Source organism: Ignatzschineria rhizosphaerae, assembly GCF_022655595.1.
In the GTDB taxonomy this organism is placed as follows: Bacteria; Pseudomonadota; Gammaproteobacteria; order Cardiobacteriales; family Wohlfahrtiimonadaceae; genus Ignatzschineria; species Ignatzschineria rhizosphaerae.
Map to the genome: position 1 here is coordinate 2,628,610 of NZ_CP093379.1, position 20,700 is coordinate 2,649,309.

Annotated in this window: 16 protein-coding genes and 1 pseudogene; 13 read left to right on the top strand and 4 right to left on the bottom strand. The window is 40.2% G+C overall.

Features of this window, described 5'->3' with window-relative positions; all coding sequences use genetic code 11:
• Positions 1-63: 63 nt before the first annotated feature.
• The 5 genes from phnX to MMG00_RS11880 all read left to right on the top strand — a co-directional run bounded on the left by phnX (position 64) and on the right by MMG00_RS11880 (position 4,649).
• Positions 64-873 (top strand): phosphonoacetaldehyde hydrolase, encoded by an 810-nt coding sequence (gene phnX, locus MMG00_RS11860; RefSeq protein ID WP_242148597.1) that lies wholly within the window; start codon positions 64-66, stop codon positions 871-873.
• 169 nt (positions 874-1,042) lie between these two features.
• Positions 1,043-2,728 (top strand): retron Ec78 anti-phage system effector ATPase PtuA, encoded by a 1,686-nt coding sequence (gene ptuA / locus MMG00_RS11865; protein WP_242148600.1) that lies wholly within the window; start codon positions 1,043-1,045, stop codon positions 2,726-2,728.
• A 9-nt stretch (positions 2,729-2,737) separates the two neighbouring features.
• Positions 2,738-3,481, top strand: a complete 744-nt coding sequence (gene ptuB / locus MMG00_RS11870) for a retron Ec78 anti-phage system effector HNH endonuclease PtuB (RefSeq protein WP_242148601.1) — start codon at positions 2,738-2,740, stop codon at positions 3,479-3,481.
• Between the two features lie 12 nt (positions 3,482-3,493).
• Entirely contained in the window at positions 3,494-3,838 is a 345-nt protein-coding gene (locus MMG00_RS11875) for a RidA family protein (RefSeq protein ID WP_242153478.1), read from the top strand.
• Between the two features lies 1 nt (position 3,839).
• Positions 3,840-4,649 carry a PhzF family phenazine biosynthesis protein gene (locus tag MMG00_RS11880; protein ID WP_242148603.1) on the top strand — a complete coding sequence of 270 codons (810 nt, stop codon included), beginning with the start codon at positions 3,840-3,842 and terminating at the stop codon, positions 4,647-4,649.
• A 119-nt stretch (positions 4,650-4,768) separates the two neighbouring features.
• Here the strand turns inward: MMG00_RS11880 and gyrA are convergent, their stop codons facing one another.
• On the bottom strand, positions 4,769-7,432 hold the full coding sequence (gene gyrA, locus MMG00_RS11885) for a DNA gyrase subunit A (protein WP_242148605.1): 2,664 nt from the start codon (positions 7,430-7,432) through the stop codon (positions 4,769-4,771).
• Positions 7,433-7,800: 368 nt separating this feature from the next.
• Between gyrA and lptM the strand changes: the two genes are divergently transcribed.
• From lptM to MMG00_RS11905, 4 genes are all read left to right on the top strand, one after another.
• Positions 7,801-7,953, top strand: coding sequence for an LPS translocon maturation chaperone LptM (gene lptM / locus MMG00_RS11890; RefSeq protein WP_242148607.1), 153 nt, complete (start codon positions 7,801-7,803; stop codon positions 7,951-7,953).
• Complete coding sequence (gene lysA / locus MMG00_RS11895; protein WP_242148609.1) at positions 7,943-9,160, top strand: diaminopimelate decarboxylase; 1,218 nt, start codon at positions 7,943-7,945, stop codon at positions 9,158-9,160. The genes lptM and lysA overlap by 11 nt, the downstream gene beginning before the upstream one ends.
• Before the next feature lie 131 nt (positions 9,161-9,291).
• Positions 9,292-10,332, top strand: coding sequence for a tRNA preQ1(34) S-adenosylmethionine ribosyltransferase-isomerase QueA (gene queA, locus MMG00_RS11900; protein ID WP_242148611.1), 1,041 nt, complete (start codon positions 9,292-9,294; stop codon positions 10,330-10,332).
• A 5-nt stretch (positions 10,333-10,337) separates the two neighbouring features.
• Positions 10,338-11,612, top strand: coding sequence for an MFS transporter (locus MMG00_RS11905; RefSeq protein WP_242148613.1), 1,275 nt, complete (start codon positions 10,338-10,340; stop codon positions 11,610-11,612).
• 279 nt (positions 11,613-11,891) lie between these two features.
• On the opposite strand, the gene fabG is transcribed toward MMG00_RS11905, so the two are convergent.
• Positions 11,892-12,647: a 3-oxoacyl-ACP reductase FabG gene (fabG, locus tag MMG00_RS11910; protein ID WP_242148615.1), complete on the bottom strand. Its 756-nt coding sequence runs from the start codon at positions 12,645-12,647 to the stop codon at positions 11,892-11,894.
• A gap of 229 nt (positions 12,648-12,876) precedes the next feature.
• Here fabG and MMG00_RS11915 point away from each other — a divergent pair, with 229 nt between their 5' ends.
• The 3 genes and pseudogenes from MMG00_RS11915 to MMG00_RS11925 form a co-directional block, all read left to right on the top strand.
• A complete protein-coding gene (locus MMG00_RS11915; RefSeq protein ID WP_242148618.1) occupies positions 12,877-14,163 on the top strand; it encodes an MFS transporter in 1,287 nt (428 codons plus the stop codon).
• Between the two features lie 23 nt (positions 14,164-14,186).
• The gene (locus tag MMG00_RS11920) at positions 14,187-15,614 is read left to right on the top strand and encodes a glycoside hydrolase family 32 protein (RefSeq protein WP_242148619.1); all 1,428 of its coding nucleotides are present in this window, start codon (positions 14,187-14,189) and stop codon (positions 15,612-15,614) included.
• 190 nt (positions 15,615-15,804) lie between these two features.
• Positions 15,805-16,323 (top strand): annotated as a pseudogene (locus tag MMG00_RS11925) (RNA pyrophosphohydrolase); the annotation flags it as partial.
• 588 nt (positions 16,324-16,911) lie between these two features.
• Here the strand turns inward: MMG00_RS11925 and MMG00_RS11930 are convergent.
• Positions 16,912-18,087, bottom strand: a complete 1,176-nt coding sequence (locus tag MMG00_RS11930; RefSeq protein ID WP_242148624.1) for an MFS transporter — start codon at positions 18,085-18,087, stop codon at positions 16,912-16,914.
• Between the two features lie 96 nt (positions 18,088-18,183).
• Here MMG00_RS11930 and MMG00_RS11935 point away from each other — a divergent pair, with 96 nt between their 5' ends.
• A complete protein-coding gene (locus MMG00_RS11935) occupies positions 18,184-19,083 on the top strand; it encodes a LysR family transcriptional regulator (protein WP_242148626.1) in 900 nt (299 codons plus the stop codon).
• Here the strand turns inward: MMG00_RS11935 and MMG00_RS11940 are convergent.
• On the bottom strand, positions 19,080-20,465 hold the full coding sequence (locus MMG00_RS11940; RefSeq protein WP_242148628.1) for an MATE family efflux transporter: 1,386 nt from the start codon (positions 20,463-20,465) through the stop codon (positions 19,080-19,082). The genes MMG00_RS11935 and MMG00_RS11940 overlap by 4 nt on opposite strands.
• Positions 20,466-20,700: the final 235 nt, after the last annotated feature.

Sequence of the window (20,700 nt, forward strand, 5' to 3'; positions counted from 1 at the left end):
TTTCAAAGGGTTTTTAGCCCAATTTAAATCAATAGAAGATAGTGAATGAGTAAGGAATAGATCATGAAAAAGATTGAAGCGGTTATTTTTGATTGGGCGGGAACCACCGTCGATTTTGGCTCTTTTGCACCGACACAAATTTTTGTCGATGCTTTTAAGCGGGCCTATGATTTTGAGATTACATTGGCAGAATCTCGTGGGCCGATGGGTATGGGGAAAATTGATCATATTCGCACCTTACTACAAGATCCTAAAATTAAGGCAAGATGGTTCGCTCAGTTTGGGGTAGAGCCCACAGAGAAAGAGGTAAAAGAGATTTATGATACTTTTATGCCGCTGCAAATTGAGGCGGTTGTCAATTTTGCAGAACCTTTAGATGGCGTTATTGAGCTTATGGCTTCCTTAAGAGAAAATGGGATAAAAATTGGCTCGTGTTCAGGGTACCCAACGCCTGTAATGGCTGCATTAGTGCCGGCAGCAGAAGGCTATGGCTATAAGCCTGATTGCGTTGTTGCCAGCGATGAAATTGCTGTTGGTTCTCGCCCTGGGCCTTGGATGGCACTAAAAAATGTCATAGAGCTAGGTGTTATGAATGTGGCGCACTGCATCAAAGTCGATGATGCGGTTGCTGGGATGCATGAAGGCATTAACGCAGGTATGTGGACAGTAGGAATTTCTGTATCAGGAAATGAGTTTGGTGCAACGTACGATGAGTATCGTGCGATGACGCAAGCTGAAGTGGATGAGCGTAAAAAGGTTGCTGTAGAAAAGCTCACTAAAGCAGGTGCGCATTATGTGATTGATACGATAGCGGATCTGCCTACAGTTATTTTGGATATTGAGCGCCGTTTAAACAGTGGCGAGCGGCCTTAGTTTTAATTTTAAGGAATATTCAGAATTTTATTGAAGTATATGATGTTTTAAATGCGGCGCACCATTTTATTATTTTTTAGTTAGGTGCGCCTATATTCTTAGGAATATACTGCTCTGCGTTGATTCATGGTACATTGAAAGGATCAATCTCACATTTTAGGGAGGCGCTATGAGTCATAAAGAACAATCGCAGAAATCTTCTGAAAAACTTGATGGACAAGATGAATTTTCATTATTAAAAAATTATCGAGAGGCGGAAGATTACTTTAAATGTGTTGATATTACTGATAGTGAATCATTGTTAGAAGATGAAAATTTTCAAAAAGCGAAAGCTGCTTTTGGACGCTGTGAAACAATTTTGAATCATGCCTCTTTTAAGGTTGAGAGTCTTGGATTGCATAATATCCGCCGTCTTGATCATCTTAACTTAAAATTTGATGAGCGATTAACCGTATTAATTGGGGAAAATGCAACAGGAAAGACAACGATCTGTGAAAGCTTAACAAAGGCGTTATCTTGGGTGCTAAGTGCAATTAGACGTGAGAATATTGATGGTATTGAGATTACAGATAATGATATTAAAAGTGGCCAAATTGATGCAAAAATTTTAATAGATTTGCAGTTAGATGATCATAATAAAATTCATTATTCCTTAGCGCATAGCTTACAAGATGGCGCAGAGGAGCAAAAGTCTGATCTATCCGAGCTTAGAAATTATGGCGCAGTGATTCGAGAGTGTATTACTGCTAATGGCTGTGAGGTGACGTTACCACTCTTTATCTTCTATAGCGTTAATCGCCCTAATTTTGTTCGCGGTGCGCGAAAAATCCATCTTAATCGTGCTAGTGCTTATGATCATGCCTTAGAGGAAAAAATTCGTATTTCCGATATGATTGAATGGTTTGTTACTTTAGAGAATCTTTCGAGCCAAGAAGCAGGCACTGAACTTCGAGATTTAGAGCAGTTTAGATCTCTTTTAACGGGAACTTTAGATGAGTTTTTAAATCAAGAGAAAAATGCAGATGTTGTTAAAAGATCCCTACTAGAAGATGCCCTAAGCGGGATTCAGCAAAAGTTAGTGGATACTGATGAGAAAATCGCGGCATTAAAATGCCGGCCACATTCGACTGCTGAAAAGCTAAAAAAACTCGTTAATGATACGGTAAAGATATTGATCCCTAATGCATCAGGTATTTTTGTAGATCGCTCTACTGGGAAAGATCGCGTGGTCTTAGATATCTATGGTGAGCTTCATGATATTCAGTATCTCTCTCATGGTCAGCGCTCTGTTTTATTTATGGTGGCAGATCTATTATCCCGATTAGAGATTTTAAATCCTCATTTAGAAGACCCCCGTAAAAGTCCAGGCGTGGTGATTATTGATGAGATTGAGCTTCATCTTCATCCCACTTGGCAACAGACGATCATCGATTCTCTACTTAATATTTTCCCCAATATGCAATTTATTATCACGACACACAGTCCGCAAGTGATCTCAACCGTGCATAAGGATCAGATTCGTTTTTTAAAGAATGACTTTAAAACAAATCGTGTGAAGGTTCATGCGCCGAGTTTTCAAACAAGAGGATTATCTGCAGATAATATTTTATTACGAATTTTAAATATTGCTGAAGTTCCCGATGTTTTAGAACATCAGCAATATCAACAGCTTGAGAAACTAATCGAAAATGGCTTAGATGATACCGAAGAGGGACAACTACTCTATCAGTTACTAGAGAAGCATTTTGGTGAAAAGAGCATCGAAATGGAAAAGATTCGACATCAGAAGAAGTTGCAAGGGATTAAAAATCGATTAAGGTCGAAGCGAGAGAGTCGAAAAAAGGATGATCCATAGGAGGCGTTAATGAGAAAGTTAACAAGACCAAAAGATCCCCCTAAATGTATCGCAAGAGCTCAAGCAAATGGCGCGACAAATTGGGAACGGTTACGAGGTGGTGATCGCCGGCAAATTTGGGATAAACTCAATGAGATGCAGTTTATGCTGTGTGCTTATTGTGAAAGCACCTTTACGAAAGAAGATAGCCATATTGAGCACCTTTATCCACGCTCTAAGTATGAAGGTTTAACCTTTGAGTGGAAGAATTTATTTGGCTCTTGCAACAATGAGTTTACCTGTGGCATTTTTAAAGATAGTGCTCGAAATCCTCATCAAGTGAATCATGAGCTGTTGATTAAGCCTGATCAAGACGATCCTAGAGAATATTTTCGTTATTATAAAAATGGCCGGATTTCCGCAAAATCAGGTTTAACAGATGAACAGTATTGGCGAGCAAAAGAGACGATTAAAGCCTTTAATCTTAATAAAAATTCATTAGCAAGAATGCGAGAACGGCATCTTGAGCCACTTAAGCAGCTTGAAGAAGAGTTTATTCTTTGGTGTGATATGTGCGAAGATGATCCTGAATTATTAGATGATTTAGAGTTTGAGATTAGAACGCTGTTATCCGAGCAGGTCGATACGGCATATCAATCAATTAAGCAGCACTATATCCATTATTATTTAGATCTATTAGAGCTTGTTAGTGAAGCGGAAGAGATCCGGTTTGCCGCAGAGCCTAAACAACGTCAAAAACAGTGTCAGTATTAACCTTAAGGAGCGATCATGATTACAAGAATTAATAAAGCCGCAAGAATGTCTGATGCGGTGATTCATCAAAATACCATTTACTATACGGCTGTCCCTACTGTGATTGATAACGATATTTATCTACAGATGAAAAGTACTTTAGAAGATATCGATCAGCTGTTAGAAAAGGCGGGCAGTGATAAATCTAAAATTCTAGATGTGACAATATTTTTAGTTCACAGCCTTGATTTTGAGGGCATGAACCGTGCATGGGATGAGTGGGTAGATTCTGATAATGCTCCTGTTCGTTGCACCGTACAAGCGGGATTGATGTGTAGTGATTGGAAGGTTGAAGTAAAAGTCGTGGCGGCAGTTTAAGATGAAGATACAATCATTTATTGTAGATGCTTTTACAACGCGCTTATTTAAAGGTAATCCTGCAGCTGTTTGCCTGTTAGATTCAGCGTTATCACTCTCTGAAACGCAGATGCTACTGATTGCTAAAGAATTTGGTTTTTCTGAAACGGCATTTGTATCACCACTTGCGGCAAACACTTATCATATACGTTATTTCTCACCAAAAATGGAGATTCCACTGTGTGGTCATGCCACGCTTGCTTCTGCTAAAGTGCTTTTTGAAATGGGGATTACGGGAAATATTACATTTAAGACACATTCAGGATTAACGCTTGAAATTATTAAAAAGGCAGAGGAAATAGCAATGAGTTTCCCGCTTTCAACTCTAGAAGTCTCTTCGATTTCAAAAGAGATTTTGCAAGGGCTCATGATCAGTGAAGTTGAGAGCTGTTTTTATAATCAAGAACATAATATTATTTTAGTAGAAGTTGCCGCAAGCAAAATGCTTTCTCTGTTAAGCCCTGACTATGGCAAACTTAAAAGTATTAAAACGGATATCAATGGCGTATTAGTAACGGCAAGATCGAGCGTCGAAGCCTATGATTATGAGTATCGGTATTTTTGGCCCTGGGCTGGGACGAATGAAGATCCGGTAACGGGAGCTGTTCAAAGTTTCTTAGCGCCTTATTGGTCTAAAAAGCTTGGAAAAGAGGTGATGAAGGCCTTTCAATGCTCAGATCGTACAGGAGAGATGACGGTGGCTATAGCAAAAGATCAGGTCATTATCAGTAGTGATGCAGTGATTTTCAGTAAGGGGGAAATTACGATCTAATACTTTAGATGTTCATTGCTGTTTTAGATCGTTAGGATTTATTTAAAAGTAAGAAAGAATTAAAAAAGGTGAACCATCATGGTTCACCTTTTATTTTTGTAGAGAATACTCCTAGAAGATTACTCTTCTTCTGTCTCTTCTTTTACCGATTCTACAGTTTGCGCGTCTGCGACTTCTGCAATTTCTTTGATAATAACGCCTGATTCATCTGTTTCATCACAGCACTCTTCAGTTTCAGGATCACAATCAGCGTCATTTTCTTCAATGCGCGTCATACCAACAAGGATATCGCCTTCATCTAAACGAATGAGACGAACCCCTTGGGTGTTACGCCCTAGAATTGAAACTTCGTTCACAGCGGTACGAACTAAAACACCATTACAAGAGATCAGCATTACTTCATCTTCATCTTCAACGATGCAAGCGCCGATGATTTGACCATTTCGCTCTGATGTTTGGATACCAATGACGCCCTTACCACCACGATTACGTTTTGCAAACTCTTCAATACGAGTACGTTTACCATAACCATGCTCTGTTGCAATTAATACAACCCCTTCATCTTCAGCAAGCATCATAGAGATCACGCGTTGATCTTCAACAAGGGTAATTCCCTTCACTCCACGTGAGCCACGGCCAGTTGAACGAACATCTTCTTCGCTAAAGCGATTCACAAGTCCGGTATTGGTAAAGAGCATGATATCATTATCACCATTGGTGATCTCCGTACCGATAAGCTCATCGCCTTCATCAAGGTTGACGGCGATTAAACCGCTTGAGCGTTGACTTTGGAAGCTTGAGAGAATCGTTTTCTTCACAACCCCATATTTCGTTGCCATGAAGATATAACGATCATCATCATAGCTATCTACAGGTAGCATTGAGGTAATGCGCTCATCAGCTTCTAATGGGAGGAGGTTAATGATCGGGCGACCCGATGCGCCTCGGCCTGCTTCTGGAAGCTCAAAGGCACGTAACCAGTAAACTTTACCGTATGAAGAGAAGCACATTAATTGTGCGTGTGTGCTAACCACCATTAAGTGTTCCACGTCATCTTCATCAACGACGCGTGCGGCTGATTTTCCACGGCCACCACGGCGCTGCGCACGGTACTCATCGAGTTTTTGATATTTAATATAACCACGGCGAGAGAGCGTGACGACGACATCTTCTTCAGCGATAAGATCTTCAAGATTGATATCTTCAGCTGCTTCACGGATTTCTGTACGACGCTCATCTCCAAAGTTATCACGAACTTCGATGAGTTCTTCTTCGATCACTTCACGTAAACGATCTGGGTTTACGAGGATTTCGATTAACTCACGGATTGCATCTAAAAGACCTTTATATTCATCTAAGATCTTATCTTGCTCAAGTCCTGTTAAGCGTTGTAAACGCATGTCGAGGATTGCTTGTGCTTGCTCTTCAGAGAGTTTGTATTCTGTACCAATTAAGCCAACTTCGCCTAAACCATCAGGTGTTGTTTTAAGTTCTGCAGCACGTTCAAGCATTGCAGAGACTTCACCAGGTGCCCAGCTACGGGCAAGCATACGTTCTTTCGCTTCAGCGCCTGTTGCTGATGTTCTGATAAGCTGAATCATCTCATCAATGTTGGCAAGGGCAACGGTGAGACCTTCTAAAAGGTGCGCACGGCTTCTTGCACGTTTGAGATCAAAGATCGTACGGCGTGTAATCACTTCACGGCGGTGAAGTAAGAATGCTTCTAATACTTCTTTAAGGTTAAGCAGTTTTGGCTGACCACGGTCGATCGCAACCATGTTGACACCAAAGCTTGATTGAAGCGCAGTGTGCTTATAAAGCTGATTTAAGATTACTTCGCCCATTTCACCACGGCGAAGTTCAATCACGATGCGCATTCCATCTTTGTCAGACTCGTCACGAAGACCATCTGGGGCAATGCCCTCGATCACTTTTTCACGGTAGAGCTCAACGATTCTCTCGATCAATCTTGCTTTATTGACTTGATAAGGGATCTCTGTGATCACGATCACATCACGACCACGTTTTTCATCGTGTTCTATTTCTGCTCTAGCACGCATCACCACACGGCCTCGGCCCGTGTGATACGCTTCGCGAATACCACGGGTACCATTAATAATACCGGCAGTTGGGAAGTCTGGTGCTGGGATATATTCCATCAGATCATCAATCGTGAGTTCAGAGTTATGAAGAAGCGCAAGAGAGGCATTAATCGTTTCCGTTAAGTTATGTGGCGGAATATTAGTTGCCATACCAACTGCGATACCCGCAGAACCATTGACTAAAAGATTAGGAATTCGTGTTGGAAGAACAGAAGGTTCCGTTTCAGATTCATCGTAGTTTGGGGTGAAATCGACCGTCTCTTTGTCGATATCTTGTAAGAGAGCTTCAGCAATCTTACTCATTCTCACCTCGGTATAACGCATTGCCGCAGCTGAGTCACCATCAATTGAACCAAAGTTTCCTTGGCCATCAATGAGCATATAGCGTAGCGAGAAGTTTTGCGCCATACGAACAACCGTATCGTAAATTGCAGAGTCGCCGTGTGGGTGATATTTCCCCATGACGTCTCCAACGATACGTGCTGATTTTTTATAGGGTTTATTCCAATGGTTATTGGTCTGATTCATGGAGTGAAGAATTCGCCTATGAACGGGCTTTAACCCATCGCGGACATCGGGGAGCGCACGACCAATGATGACGCTCATTGCGTAATCAAGATAGGAGCTTCGCATCTCCTCTTCTAAACTAATCGGGACAATCTCTTTGGCAAAATCACTCATTGAACCAACCTTTTTGATGAAATTATTATAAGTATAAACAGCTATGAATTATAACATGTTTTGCTAATAAATTCGCCTAGCTATCAGAGAAATTTGCGAAATAGGGATAAAATATCAAATATAGCTATCCCCCCACGGGATCTGTTAAAAAATGCGCAGAAACGAATATTTGGCAAATTGTTATTTTTATTAAAAATTTTTCATGATAATTCGACGAGAACAATGGAACAGATGGAAAGGATTATGTTATCTTCACTCATTGAGATCTAATTTTCCCATAGATTGTCACTTTGCTATAAAGTAGATCTACAAAGGGGAAAATGGAAGCAAGTTCGTAATTAGCATGGATTTAAGAGAAAGGATTATCAATGCTGAAGATCAGTCGGAAGTTTATGTTACTCCTTTTGACAACATTATTTGTCGCAGGATGTGGACAAACAGGCGCGCTTTACATCGCAAAGAGCGAAGCAGAGCATAATGATGGGCACTTTATGACAAGTTATAAAAAAGATGAAAATTGATCAGGTTCTTTTAACAGAAGTGGCAGAGAAATTCTCAACGCCGCTCTATATCTACTCTGCCGAAAAAATATTAAGTAATTACCATGCTTATGATAAGGGCTTTGGGGATTATCCGCATTTGATCTGTTATGCCGTGAAAGCAAATAGTAACTTATCAATCTTAAAGCTTCTTGCAAAAGCGGGCTCTGGATTTGATATTGTGTCTAAGGGTGAGCTAAAACGGGTGTTAGCTACCGGTGGTGATCCTAAAAAAATCGTTTATTCTGGGGTTGGTAAGAAAGAATCTGATTTAGAATTTGCTTTAAAAGCAGGGATCGGCTGTTTTAACATCGAATCGGTTGCTGAAGTTTATATGCTGAATCGTGTTGCCACAAAGTTAGGGGTAAAAGCGCCGGTATCGCTTCGCATTAACCCCAATGTAGATGCTAAAACCCATCCTTATATCTCAACAGGTTTAAAAGAGAATAAATTTGGCATCAGCATGGATGATGCGCTGCCGATGTATCGTGAGATGGCGAGAATGCCGGCATTAGATATTCACGGAATTGATTTTCATATCGGCTCGCAATTAACGGAGATGTCGCCGTATGCAGAAGCATTAGATTTAACGCTCGCACTTATTGATGAATTATCAGAACTTGGGATTCACTTAAAGCATCTCGATATGGGGGGCGGCCTTGGGATTCGTTATGAAGATGAAACTTTAATTGATCCTGCAAAATGGATTGCGCAAGCGATTGAGAAGATTGGCGATCGGGATTTAAAGATCTTTATTGAGCCGGGGCGTTCGATCGTTGGTGACGCTGGGGTATTAGTAACGCAAGTAATCTTAACAAAAGAGAATGAAGGAAAAAACTTCGCCATTGTAGATGCGGCGATGAATGATCTTATTCGCCCAGCGCTTTATGGTGCGTGGATGAATATCATCAATCTTGATGAAGATTCAGAAAGTGAAGTGAAGAATTACGATATTGTTGGACCTATTTGTGAGACAGGTGATTTTCTTGGGAAAGATCGTGAGCTAGCACTAACATCAGGTGATTATTTAGCAATTACCCATGCCGGAGCTTATGGCTTTACCATGTCTTCAAATTATAATTCGCGCGGAAGAGCTGCTGAAGTATTGCTAGAAGATGGCACGGCGAGATTGATCCGAGCTCGTGAAACCGAAGAATCCCTCTACGCCGAAGAGACTGCATATCTTTAAGATATGTAGTGGTTAAGGATTTATAGAGACGAATAGTTGCAGAAAAGATCCCAAAGCGTTTGGCGCTTTGGGATTTTATTTTTAAAATAGAGCAAAATGAATTTGCCAAGAACAAAGCTAGGAAAGAAAAAATGTTAAAACTCTCAGACTATGATTATCATCTCCCTGAAGAATTGATTGCACAATTCCCCCCAAAAATCCGTGGGACATCAAGGTTATTAGTACCAAGCTCAGGGAAGCTTAATGATCATACGTTTGAAGATTTAATTGATTACCTCAATAAAGGCGATCGGATCATCATTAATAATACGCGCGTATTGCCGGCAAGATTGTTTGGCAGTAAAGAGACTGGCGGTAAGATTGAGATCATGGTCGAGCGCCTTGTGAGTGAAACAGAGGTTTTAGCGCAGATTAAAGCGAGTAAAGCGCTTAAAGAGGGGCAGAAAGTATTGATTAATGGCGAGCCACTATTAGAGATGGTTTCTCGTGATGAAGCATTTTTCCTCTTAAAAACAGTGGATAACTCACCTATTGCAAAAGTATTAGAAGCTTATGGACATCTGCCATTACCGCCTTATATTACGCGTAGTGATGAAGAGTTAGATCAATCTCGCTACCAAACAGTTTTTAATAAAGAAGAAGGAGCCGTTGCAGCGCCAACAGCAGGGCTTCATTTTACCGAAGAGTTTTTAGAAAAAATTAAAGCTAAAGGTATTGATGTTACAGAGATTACGCTACATGTAGGTGCCGGGACTTTCCAGCCGATCCGTCATGAGGATTTAGATCAGCATCAAATGCATAAAGAGTGGATTTCAGTGCCGCAATCAGCAGTCGATGAGATTCTTACGACAAAACAATCCGGCGGGCGCGTAATTGCGATCGGTACAACGGCGGTAAGAGCGCTTGAATCTGCGGGAATGAGCGGGGAATTAAAGGCGTTTACTGGAGACACTAATATCTTTATTAAACCGGGATTTACCTTTAAGGTGATCGATGGCTTATTAACTAATTTCCATCTACCAAAATCAACATTATTGGTTTTAGTCTCAACTTTAATGGGAAAAAACCGCATGGAAGAAGTTTATGCTCACGCTGTAAAAGAGCGTTATCGTTTCTTTAGTTATGGGGATAGTATGCTCTTAATTCCTAAAATGGATCAACAACAGGAGTAATCATTGTGGCAAAACGTTTAACGATGCAAGATGCAAAAACACTCTCGCTCTCCTCTTTAGGTGGGGCGCTAGAGTTTTATGATTTTATTGTATTTTTAACCTTTGCATCGACTTTAAAGGTTCTCTTTTTCCCTTCAGAATCTGAGTTGATTGCAACGGTTATGACCTATTTAACGTATGCCATCGCTTACTTTGTTAGGCCCTTGAGCGGCGTTGTCTTAGCGCACTTTGGGGATCTGATTGGGCGTAAGAAGGTCTTTATGTTTTCGCTATTTATGATGGCAATTCCAACGCTCTGTATTGGGCTGTTGCCCACTTATGAGTCGATCGGCTATCTTGCACCCGTATTACTTCTTACCATGCGAATTTTGCAAGGTGTTGCATTAGGTGGTGAGGTGCCAAGCGCGCACGTATTTGTGACAGAGCATGTGCCTAGTAATCGTTTTGGGATTGCCAATAGCGCCATTGCGGCAGGGCTCACTTTTGGGGTTTTAATTGGGCATTTTGTCTCAACGATGATGAGTATTAGCTTCAGCGCAGAAGAGACGCTCTCTTATGCTTGGCGCATTCCCTTTATTTTAGGGGGTGTTTTAGGATTACTCGCCGTTTATCTTCGCCGTTATTTACAAGAAACGCCGGTCTTTTTAGAGATGCAAAAGAAAAAAGCCCTTCATGCCGGTACGCCGATGAAAACGATTCTAAAGGATTTTAGGCCCCAAGCTTTTATCGCAACTTTAAGTACTTGGCTATTAATTGCCGGCGTTGTATTAGTGCTTCTTGCGCCAAATCTGATGAAGTCAGATATGTTTGGTATGGATGCGGGATTCGTCAATAGAGCTGCGCTCATTGCGACTTTTATGAATATCGTTGGGAGCTTATCTGCGGGTTTTTTAGTGGATCGTTTTGGGCTTCGTAAAACGCTCTTTAGTTTTGCGGTACTGCTCGCCATCACAAGCTTTATCTTCTTTAACTCGTTAGGCAGTCATGATCTTTCAAAAGTCGGGATTCTCTACGCAATTGCTTCATTCTTCTTAGGAATTGTCGCTTGCGTGCCGATGATTATTATCCGTCTTTTTCCGGCAGATATTCGCCTAACTGGAATGGGGTTTTCTTACAATATCGGTAATGCAATCTTTGCAGGGTTAACCACCTTTTTGGTGCCGGTCGTTGCAGAAGTATTCCACCCGATGTTTATTGCTTACTACATTCTCTTTTTATGCGCTTTAGGAATCTTCTTAAGTATCTATCTTGGGAAGAAAAGTTTGCCGAGTTATATTTAGGATCATCGCTAGTAAATATTGGGAAGGTAAAAAAAACGGCAATCTATAAGATTGCCGTTTTTTTATCGTCCATTCGGTTTAAGAAGCACGATTTTAAAAGTAGAGTAAAATCGGTTTAAAAGAGACTGAATCAGATTGCCGGCACATCGGTTATAAGAAGCACAAGAATCGTTCTATCCGGCATTCTGCAAGTTGATTTGATTCATTCGTTTATTATTTTACTGTTTAAAACAGTGTTTTTAAACCGAATCAACTATATTTTATATAAAGTGTTGAAGACTATAACAATGCTTCCGGCGATTCAGGGAGAATCTGCCCGCCATCGATGATGATGGTTTGCCCTGTGATATATTTTGCTTCTTTAGAAGCTAAGAATGCCGCAGCGTAGCCAATATCTTTTGGCTCTCCTAATGTATGGGGTGGGATCGTTGCGCGCATTTGATTAAGGTAAGTTTCCCCTTGGGCTTTTAAGCCATCTGTTAAGATATTGCCGGGAAGTACGGCATTTACCGTAATTCCAAAGCGAGCATATTCAAGCGCAGCACTACGCATAAAGCCCAGTTGAGCCGCTTTTGATGCGCCATAATGGCTCCAGCCGGGGAATCCTGTGATATTACCGGTAATGGAAGAAGTAATAATAACGCGACCTGAGCCTTGCGATTTCATCGCTTTTAATGCTGCTTGAACCACAAAGAAGGTGCCTTTAACGTTTACTTCCTGCATAAAGTCCCAATCTTTTTCCGTCATCTCTTCAATGGTTGCTTGTGGAAAGATTCCCGTATTAGAGCAGAGAATATCAAGCTTTCCATACTTTTGAATAATCTCATTAATGCGCGTTTGGCAAAGCGCTTGATTAGTCACATCTAGCTCAACGAACTCACAACCAAGTTCCTTAGCGGTATTAATGCCGGCATCTGTATCAATATCAGCGATGATAACGGTTGCACCCGCTTCTACAAGCGCTTCAACAATCCCACGACCAATCCCTTTCGCGCCACCTGTTACCATTGCAATCTGTTTTTGTAATGAAAACATCAAAGACTCCTTATTTTGATGATAGAGATAAGATTCTTGATATCTCTATTAGATAAAAATCTCTTAATAATAGGTATAACAGAGAATTCATACTAAATATAGCTCCCAGCGCTTATTTGCGGACTTATTTTTACAATCTATAACATAACTTTTAAGTTAAAAAAGATGCCAATTATTTACTATAAAGTTTATAGCGGTTGTTGAAATTATTGGAAGGAGGAGTATCAGTATGCCTGATTGGTTTAAAAATTCGCTTCAAGCATTTAAGAATCCATCTTATGTTCAAAGCGCTGTGACTTTGTTACTCTTTTTTGCATCATGGGGGATATGGTGGTCTTTTTTTCAGTTATGGTTAACTTCGCCTGATCATGGCTTAAACCTTTCAGGAAGCGCTGTAGGAACTATATTTTCAGTGAATTCTTTGGTGACTTTAGTATTTATGTTTGGTTATGGCGCTATACAAGATCGATTACTCTTAAAAAGAACGTTATTAATTTTTTGTGCCTCTATCACAAGCTTAATTGGCCCTTTTTTTGTCTGGATTTATGCGCCTCTTTTAAAACACCATTTTACTTTAGGAATTGTTGTAGGGGCTTTTGTATTATCTGCAGGATATTTAGCGGCGGCAGGCATTTTTGAGGCAGTTACCGAGAGGTTTAGCCGGCAATTTAATTTTGAATATGGATCGGCGCGTGCTTGGGGATCACTGGGTTATGCGATAGTTGCACTACTAGCAGGTTTTTTATTTGCCATTAATCCCCATCTTAACTTTTGGCTAGGCTCTTTTTTTGGGATTTTACTATTACTTAATCTCATTTTTTGGCGACCAAAAGCTGAAAAAACATTAGGAGCACAACTACAAAATCACGATCATGCTTCAGATAGCCCTTCTTTACAAGAGATGTTAGGGCTTTTAAAACTCAAGGAGCTCTGGGTCATAATTATTTTTATTATGTTTACTTGGACTTTTTATACGGTGTACGATCAGCAGATGTTCCCTGAGTTTTACACAGATCTTTTTAGTTCTAGAGAAAAGGGGCAAAGAATCTATGGCTCATTGAATTCTCTACAAGTCTTTTTAGAAGCTTTAATGATGTGTTTAGTTCCTCTTATAATGCGAAAAATTGGGGTGAGAAATACGTTATTAATTGGCATTGTGATTATGGCGATTCGTATAGGATTAAGTGGTTTTTTCATAAATCCTATTATTGTCTCTTTTATTAAGTTATTACATGCCTTTGAGGTTCCGCTCTTTATTTTGCCAATGTTTCGTTACTTTACCCTACATTTTGTAACAAAGCTTTCAGCCACGCTTTATATGATAGGTTTTCATGTTGCAGCCCAAGTGGGGCAGGTGATTTTATCAACACCCTTAGGAATATTAAGAGATGAGATTGGTTATAGTCAGACTTTCTTAGTGATCGCTATAGTTGTTATTCTTGCAGGTTTTTTTGCGTTTTTTTCGCTAAAAAAAGATGATGAAGATGTCCATGGTGATCCTTTTATCCGATCTTAATTGTCGTAAAAATAGGAGGATTTATGGTTTGTGACAACATTCCATTAACGAGTGAGCGGTTTCGCTTGGGGTATCATATTATGGCGCCCTCAGGTTGGATTAATGACCCCAATGGCTTTTGCTACTTTAAAGGCTATTATCATATTTTTTATCAGTATCATCCTTATAGTGCGAAATGGGGACCGATGCATTGGGGACATGCTCGCAGTAAAGATTTAGTGCATTGGGAGAATTTGCCGCCAGCATTAGTTCCGGGAGATATAGAAGATAAAGATGGTTGCTTCTCAGGAAGCGCGATCATCAAAGATGAAATGATGTATCTCTTCTACACAGGGCACCATTATTACGGGGATGGAGATCCTGAACATTTTTGGCAAAATCAGAATTTAGCTTATAGCCATGATGGGCTTCATTTTCAAAAATATGAAGGTAACCCAATTATTAAAGCTGCTCCCAAGGATAACACCCACCATTTTAGAGACCCTAAAGTTTGGCAACATGAGCATGCGTATTACATGATTTTGGGAAGCCAGAATCAACAAGAGTTAGGACGAGCGATTCTTTATCGCTCTAAAGACCTAAAAGAGTGGGAATATATAGGTTCAATGAGTGATGCTAAGAGTATTGAGGAAGAAGGATTTATGTGGGAATGCCCGGACTTCTTTAATTTAGAGGGTAAAGATATTTTGCTCTTTTCCCCTCAAGGCATCAAAGCATCTCCTAAAGAGCACCTTAACCTCTATAACCTTGGTTATTTTGTAGGAAAGCTTGATTACTCAACAGGAAAATATGAGCGTGGGGAGTTTAAAGAGCTAGATAAAGGCTTTGATTTTTATGCAACGCAAACAATGGAAACTCCTGATGGTCGGCGTATTGCCTTTGCTTGGATGGCGATGTGGGAAAGTAATATACCAGAGCAAGAAGATGGCTGGGCCGGAGCATTAACGATTCCAAGGGAGTTAACATTAAAAGGGGACCATCTTTACATGAATCCTGTGAAGGAACTTGTAGCGCTTCGTCACGGTGCCGGAGATCACCATCAACAATTGGCTGTAAAAAGCCAGCAAGTAAGTCCTTATGATGCTTCTTTAGAGGTTTTATTGAAGATCTCAAAGCATGAGCAAAACTTAGATTTTAAGCTCTCTTTAAAAGATGAGCGTGGTAAAAATGTGGTAACGCTTTGTTATTTTCATGAAGAAAATGAGTTTGTTTTAAGGCGTAATGATCGTGATGATGCAAGATTTGGCAATATTCAATTAGTCGATAAGATAGATTTGCAACTCTTTATTGATACAAGTTCATTAGAAATTTTTATTAATGAAGGAGAGACAGTATTTTCCACGCGTTACTATAGCGAGAATCCTTTAGCGCTTTGGATTGAATCAGATCAAGGAGTTTCTATTGAAACATCGGTCTATACACTGCATGATAACGTTGTTAGTTTTTCTTAAAGATCTTAGACGTTAGAAAAAGTCAGAAAATATTAAATAGTGGAGATAAATAAAATCAACTATTTAAAGCGCTTTCGTTTCTCATCACGACTAATCTATTTTGAGCATTAAACCCTAAATTAGACTTGGCTTTAAAGCCTCCTTATGGAACAATAGAAGGTGATATTTTAATTTTAGATAAAGGCACAAAATGATAGACAATGATGGCTTTCGGGCAAACGTTGGAATCATATTGTGTAATCAAAATCAGCAGCTTTTCTGGGGCCATCGGATTGGTCAATTAGATGCTTGGCAATTTCCTCAAGGGGGAATTGATCCTGATGAGACACCAGAAGATGCCATGTATAGAGAGCTTTATGAGGAAGTTGGACTACGCCCTGAACATATTAAGATTTTAGGCAGAACAGATCGTTGGTTACGTTATCGCTTACCGCACAATCTGATTCGCCGAAATCCTACTAGCGAGCGCACCTGTATCGGTCAGAAGCAGGTTTGGTTTATGCTTGAATTTGTAGGGAATGAAGATGATTTTAATCTGAATGCGGTCGACCAACCCGAGTTTGATCTTTATAAATGGGTTGATTATTGGTTACCACTGCGCGATGTGATTCATTTTAAACGTAAAGTATATGATAAAGCGCTGACAGAACTTGCTCCTTTAGTCTTTGAAGATATGTTGCCCAAGAAGCCGAAAGAGCTTCGATCCAGAAGGCGACATTCGCTCTTTAGAATGCAGTCTCGTAAGAGCACCATCAAAGAGAGTAATGGTAGAAAGACCATTTCTTACGAAGAGAGAAGTATTATTATTGAAAAAAGCACGTATTAGACGTGCTTTTTTTCTTTTTATTCGTAGTTGAATCTGGGTTTATATAATGAAATAGGTTTAAAACAGGCTGATTTAAATGCCGGCGGGTGGGCTATTAACAATAAGAAATATGTTCTATCCGGCATCGTGCAAGCACTGTTTAATACGTATCTTTATAGATTTATGCAAGGTTGGGGTGAATGTTTCGTGCTCTTTCTAAAATCTCGTGCCAGCTGTTTAAGATTGGCTTTTCTTAAATCGATTTTACTATAACATTATGTTTTTAAATGAAATGATTGAGTTTTGAATGTTCAACAGATCTTAGTAAAACGGGTTTAAAAGTCACTGAGTGATATTGCCGGCGCATTGTCATGAGAAGCGCAAGAGTCGTTCTATCCGGCGTCGTGCAAGTCGGTTTGATTCGCACGTTGCAGTATTTTACTGTCAAAATAGTGTTTCTTCCACCGAATCTGCTATCGTCACTTATTGAAGCTAATCTCTATTGTTAGGGGAGATCAGTACAAGGCAAAAGGCTAATAACGCCATAATCATAGTTCCTATAAGGTTCACTGAAATATCATAAACATCATAGATTTGCCCTCCTAAGAAAGCGCCAATAGCAATGGAGAGATTAAAGGATCCAATATAGATAGCTGTTGCGGCTTCAATCAGTTTTGGCGCAGCCATAAACATCCAATTCATTAAACTAACGGAAACAGCGCCGTAAGCGAATCCCCACAGTAAAAGTGCAAGAATCGTTAAGAGCTGTTGCTGAGTAAAGATCAGCAACAAGAGCATGCTTCCCATCAGTATAATGGGGATGAGGGCTATAACACCTTTTAGTTGATATTTAATGAGATTTCCTAAAATAAAATTTCCTAAGATGCCACATAATCCATAGAAAAAGAGTAAAGAACTGATGCTCTTGTCCGCAAAATTCGCTTCTTGAATAAGAAGGGGGCGGATAAAGGTGTAGCTCATAAAATGGCCGGTAACGAGTAAAAATGTAATTAGTAGCCCGATCTTCACCATGCGATTTTTAAAGAGCTGTTGAAATAGCTTGGCTTGAAAGGTAATGGTTTGCGGTAATGATGGCAAAATCCAGATAAGGAGCACTATTAGAAATAAGGTTGTGATTGCCATAATAATAAAAGCAAATTGCCAGTTAATAAAATCCCCCAAATAAACGCCAAGCGGGATACCAAAAACAGAAGCAGCCGCCACGCCACTAAAGATGATAGATGTCGCTAAGGCAACTTTTTCAGAGCATACAAGCTTGATAGCAAGCCCGCCGGCAATCGTCCAAATCCCCCCCATACTAATCCCCAGTAAAACTCTTGCGATCAAGAGCACCTCGATATTGGAGGCAAAGGCAGAAAGAAGATTTGAAAGCAGTAATAGACTCATTAATAAAAGGAGTAAGCGCTTTCGATTGATGGTGCTAAAAAAGAGTAAGATTAGCGGCGCGGTAAAGGCGGCAATAAATGCCGGTGCTGTAACGGTAAAGCTGATAAATCCTTCTGAGACGTGATAAGACTCAGCAATAGGGGAGAGTAGCCCAATGGGAAGCATCTCGGTAGAGACAACGGTAAAAATGGAGAGCGCAAGGGTTATCACGGCAATCCATGATCGTGCTGGTCCTTGATGGTGAGTCGGTTGTGATGGCATAAAACCTCCTATAAACTTGTGAGGCGCTAATATACGTAAACACTTTTAGTTGATAAACTGCTCTTTAGTTGCATGATATGGGAATAAATTTCACCAATGATGAAAATACAGAATATTCTTGATTTAAAGGTTTTTGTTTTTGTGGCTGAAACGAAGAGTTTTACGATCACGGCTGATCTTGTTGGATTATCGCGCTCAGCGGTAGGGAAAATTATCGCAAAGCTAGAAGAGAGTTTGCAGCATCGGCTCATTCATCGAACGACGAGGGTTTTAAAACTCAGCCCTGAAGGGGAGATCTTTTATGAGTACGCAGTACGTATTTTAAAAGAGGTTGTTGAGGCCGAAGAAGCTTTAAGTTTAGAGCAAGCTCCTCAAGGAAAGCTGAGGATTACCGTGCCGGAAGTTTTTGGCAGATTACATGTGATGCCGCAAATTCAGCAGCTCTTAATAGATTATCCCGCTATTGAAATTGAAGTCTTATTTTCTGATGAGTACCTTGATTTGGTGCGAGAAGGGATTGATGTTGCTATTCGTATTGGTGCTCAGTCTGATAGCGGTTTAGTGCAAAAGGTGCTCGCTTACCATCAATATTTGATGTGCGCCTCCCCCCAATACCTTGCAAAGTATGAAGTCATTGAAGCTATTGCGGACTTAAAGCAGCATGAATGTTTAAGTTACCTACATGAAGGTCGGCGCGTTCCTTGGAAATATTGGGATCAAGATCAGGAGTATTTTTTTGCGCCAAAAGGTCGAATTACCTTACAAGATACGGAAGGTTTAAAGGGACTTGCATTAGCGGGATTTGGCGTTGTGCAATTGAGCTCTTTTTTAGTCAAAGAAGCGGTTGATAAGGGAGACTTACAAACCGTATTGCCGGTATTTTCTCCACCGAAAGAACCGATTTGCGCCGTTTATCCTTCTAAAAAATATCTCACCCCAAAGGTGCGCGTCTTTATCGATCGGTTATCGCAAGTTTGGAATGGAAAAACGGTTTAAGAAGGGGAGGCTTTAGTTGTTTTAATCGGCGTTTTAATGGGTAGAGGTATCCAGCTCTCTTGCGTTTGAATACGTCTTGCCATCATCATCATGATGATTCCTCTTAATAACATAAAGAGTAAAAACGTCAGCCATAAGCCATTATTTTTAAAGGGTAAGAGTAAAAAGCCAATAGGTAGGGCGATGATAAAGGCTAAGAGCATGGCATTACGCATCTCTTTTGCTTTTGTAGCGCCGATAAAAAGCCCATCTAAAAGATAGCTCCACACGCTGATTAAAGGGAGTAGTGTTAAGTAAGGAATAAGCGGGTAAGCAGCTTCTCTTACCGAAGGGATGTTGGAGATTAGATTGATAAAGTAATGCCCAAAACTTAAAAATCCTATAAAAAAGCCGACACTAATAAGTAGTGCCCAGCCGCCGGCAATAACCATTACAGACATTAAGCTTTTAGGCGAAGCTTCCCCAATGGCTTTCCCTGTTAACGCTTCAATAGCATGCGCAAAGCCATCTAGGAGATAAGACATAATCAGTAAGCCATTTAAGATAATCATGTTTGCGGCAACGGTATCTCCCCCTAATCGAGTTCCCTGTAGCGTGACTAAAAAGAAGACAAGGTTAAGGGTTAAGCTTCGAATAAAAATATCGCGATTAACAAAGATCAGCGGTTTCCAGTTCTGCCATGAGCGAAGCGGCTTTAATAACCATTGTCCTACTGTTTTTTGAAGAAGTTTGGGCAAAAAGAGAAGTCCTACCAGTAAGCCAAACCATTCAGCAATCACGGCAGCTTTCGCAACGCCAGTAATTCCTAAATTAAGTTTAAGAATAAAGAGCAAGGTGAGTAAGACATTTAAAATATTAGTCGCAAGCAACATGTAAAAGGGGATACGTGCATTTTGCATTCCTAAAAACCAACCAATTAAGGCAAAGTTCATTAATGCCGCCGGCATACCAAGTAAGCGCCAGTAAAAAAATTGTGATGCACCCTCATACAGCGCTGGAGATGGTTGCATAAGCGTAAAGGCGATCTTGGAGATGGGAAGAGCGAAAATCGCTAATAAAAGCGCAAGGATTAGTGCGAGCCCTAAGCTCTGTAGCAGAATCTGGCGGACACGGTTGCCATCTTTATTGCCAAAAGCTTGGGCGGTAAAACCCGTTGTTCCCATTCTTAGAAAGTTTAAAATGGCCACTAAAAAAACATAGATACTACTGCCAATCCCAACGCTAGCCATATTATTGGCACTATGTAAGTGACCGACAATCATCGTATCCACTGTGCCCACAAGGGGAACAGAGATATTAGAAAGAATCATCGGCAGTGTTAGCGCCCAAACTTTGCGGTGAATAGATAGATTGCGCCAAGCATCCAAAAGAGATATCTGCATATCAGAAAGTATTACGTTCCTTGTTAAGAGAATGAGCCTTTAAAAGGGGATTAGAAAAAATAATTTAAATCCCTTACTTGAACTGTTCTCTGGCACATTTTGATAAATTTCTATCATGGATAATAAGGTGAGAAGTCGCTTGGAAGAGATTGAGTGTCTATTTTTTGTGCAAATGAAGATAAATTTCTCTTTTTTCCTTGAATCAAAAAATTTCATCCCCACATATTATATCGTA

What these genes read in the sequence shown, in the direction of transcription:
- phnX (WP_242148597.1), top strand. Translation starts at nt 64, where the DNA reads ATGAAAAAGATTGAAGCGGTTATTTTTGATTGGGCGGGAACCACCGTC.
- ptuA (WP_242148600.1), top strand. Translation starts at nt 1,043, where the DNA reads ATGAGTCATAAAGAACAATCGCAGAAATCTTCTGAAAAACTTGATGGA.
- ptuB (WP_242148601.1), top strand. Translation starts at nt 2,738, where the DNA reads ATGAGAAAGTTAACAAGACCAAAAGATCCCCCTAAATGTATCGCAAGA.
- MMG00_RS11880 (WP_242148603.1), top strand. Translation starts at nt 3,840, where the DNA reads ATGAAGATACAATCATTTATTGTAGATGCTTTTACAACGCGCTTATTT.
- gyrA (WP_242148605.1), bottom strand. Translation starts at nt 7,432, where the DNA reads ATGAGTGATTTTGCCAAAGAGATTGTCCCGATTAGTTTAGAAGAGGAG.
- lptM (WP_242148607.1), top strand. Translation starts at nt 7,801, where the DNA reads ATGCTGAAGATCAGTCGGAAGTTTATGTTACTCCTTTTGACAACATTA.
- lysA (WP_242148609.1), top strand. Translation starts at nt 7,943, where the DNA reads ATGAAAATTGATCAGGTTCTTTTAACAGAAGTGGCAGAGAAATTCTCA.
- queA (WP_242148611.1), top strand. Translation starts at nt 9,292, where the DNA reads ATGTTAAAACTCTCAGACTATGATTATCATCTCCCTGAAGAATTGATT.
- fabG (WP_242148615.1), bottom strand. Translation starts at nt 12,647, where the DNA reads ATGTTTTCATTACAAAAACAGATTGCAATGGTAACAGGTGGCGCGAAA.
- MMG00_RS11915 (WP_242148618.1), top strand. Translation starts at nt 12,877, where the DNA reads ATGCCTGATTGGTTTAAAAATTCGCTTCAAGCATTTAAGAATCCATCT.
- MMG00_RS11920 (WP_242148619.1), top strand. Translation starts at nt 14,187, where the DNA reads ATGGTTTGTGACAACATTCCATTAACGAGTGAGCGGTTTCGCTTGGGG.
- MMG00_RS11930 (WP_242148624.1), bottom strand. Translation starts at nt 18,087, where the DNA reads ATGCCATCACAACCGACTCACCATCAAGGACCAGCACGATCATGGATT.
- MMG00_RS11935 (WP_242148626.1), top strand. Translation starts at nt 18,184, where the DNA reads ATGATGAAAATACAGAATATTCTTGATTTAAAGGTTTTTGTTTTTGTG.
- MMG00_RS11940 (WP_242148628.1), bottom strand. Translation starts at nt 20,465, where the DNA reads ATGCAGATATCTCTTTTGGATGCTTGGCGCAATCTATCTATTCACCGC.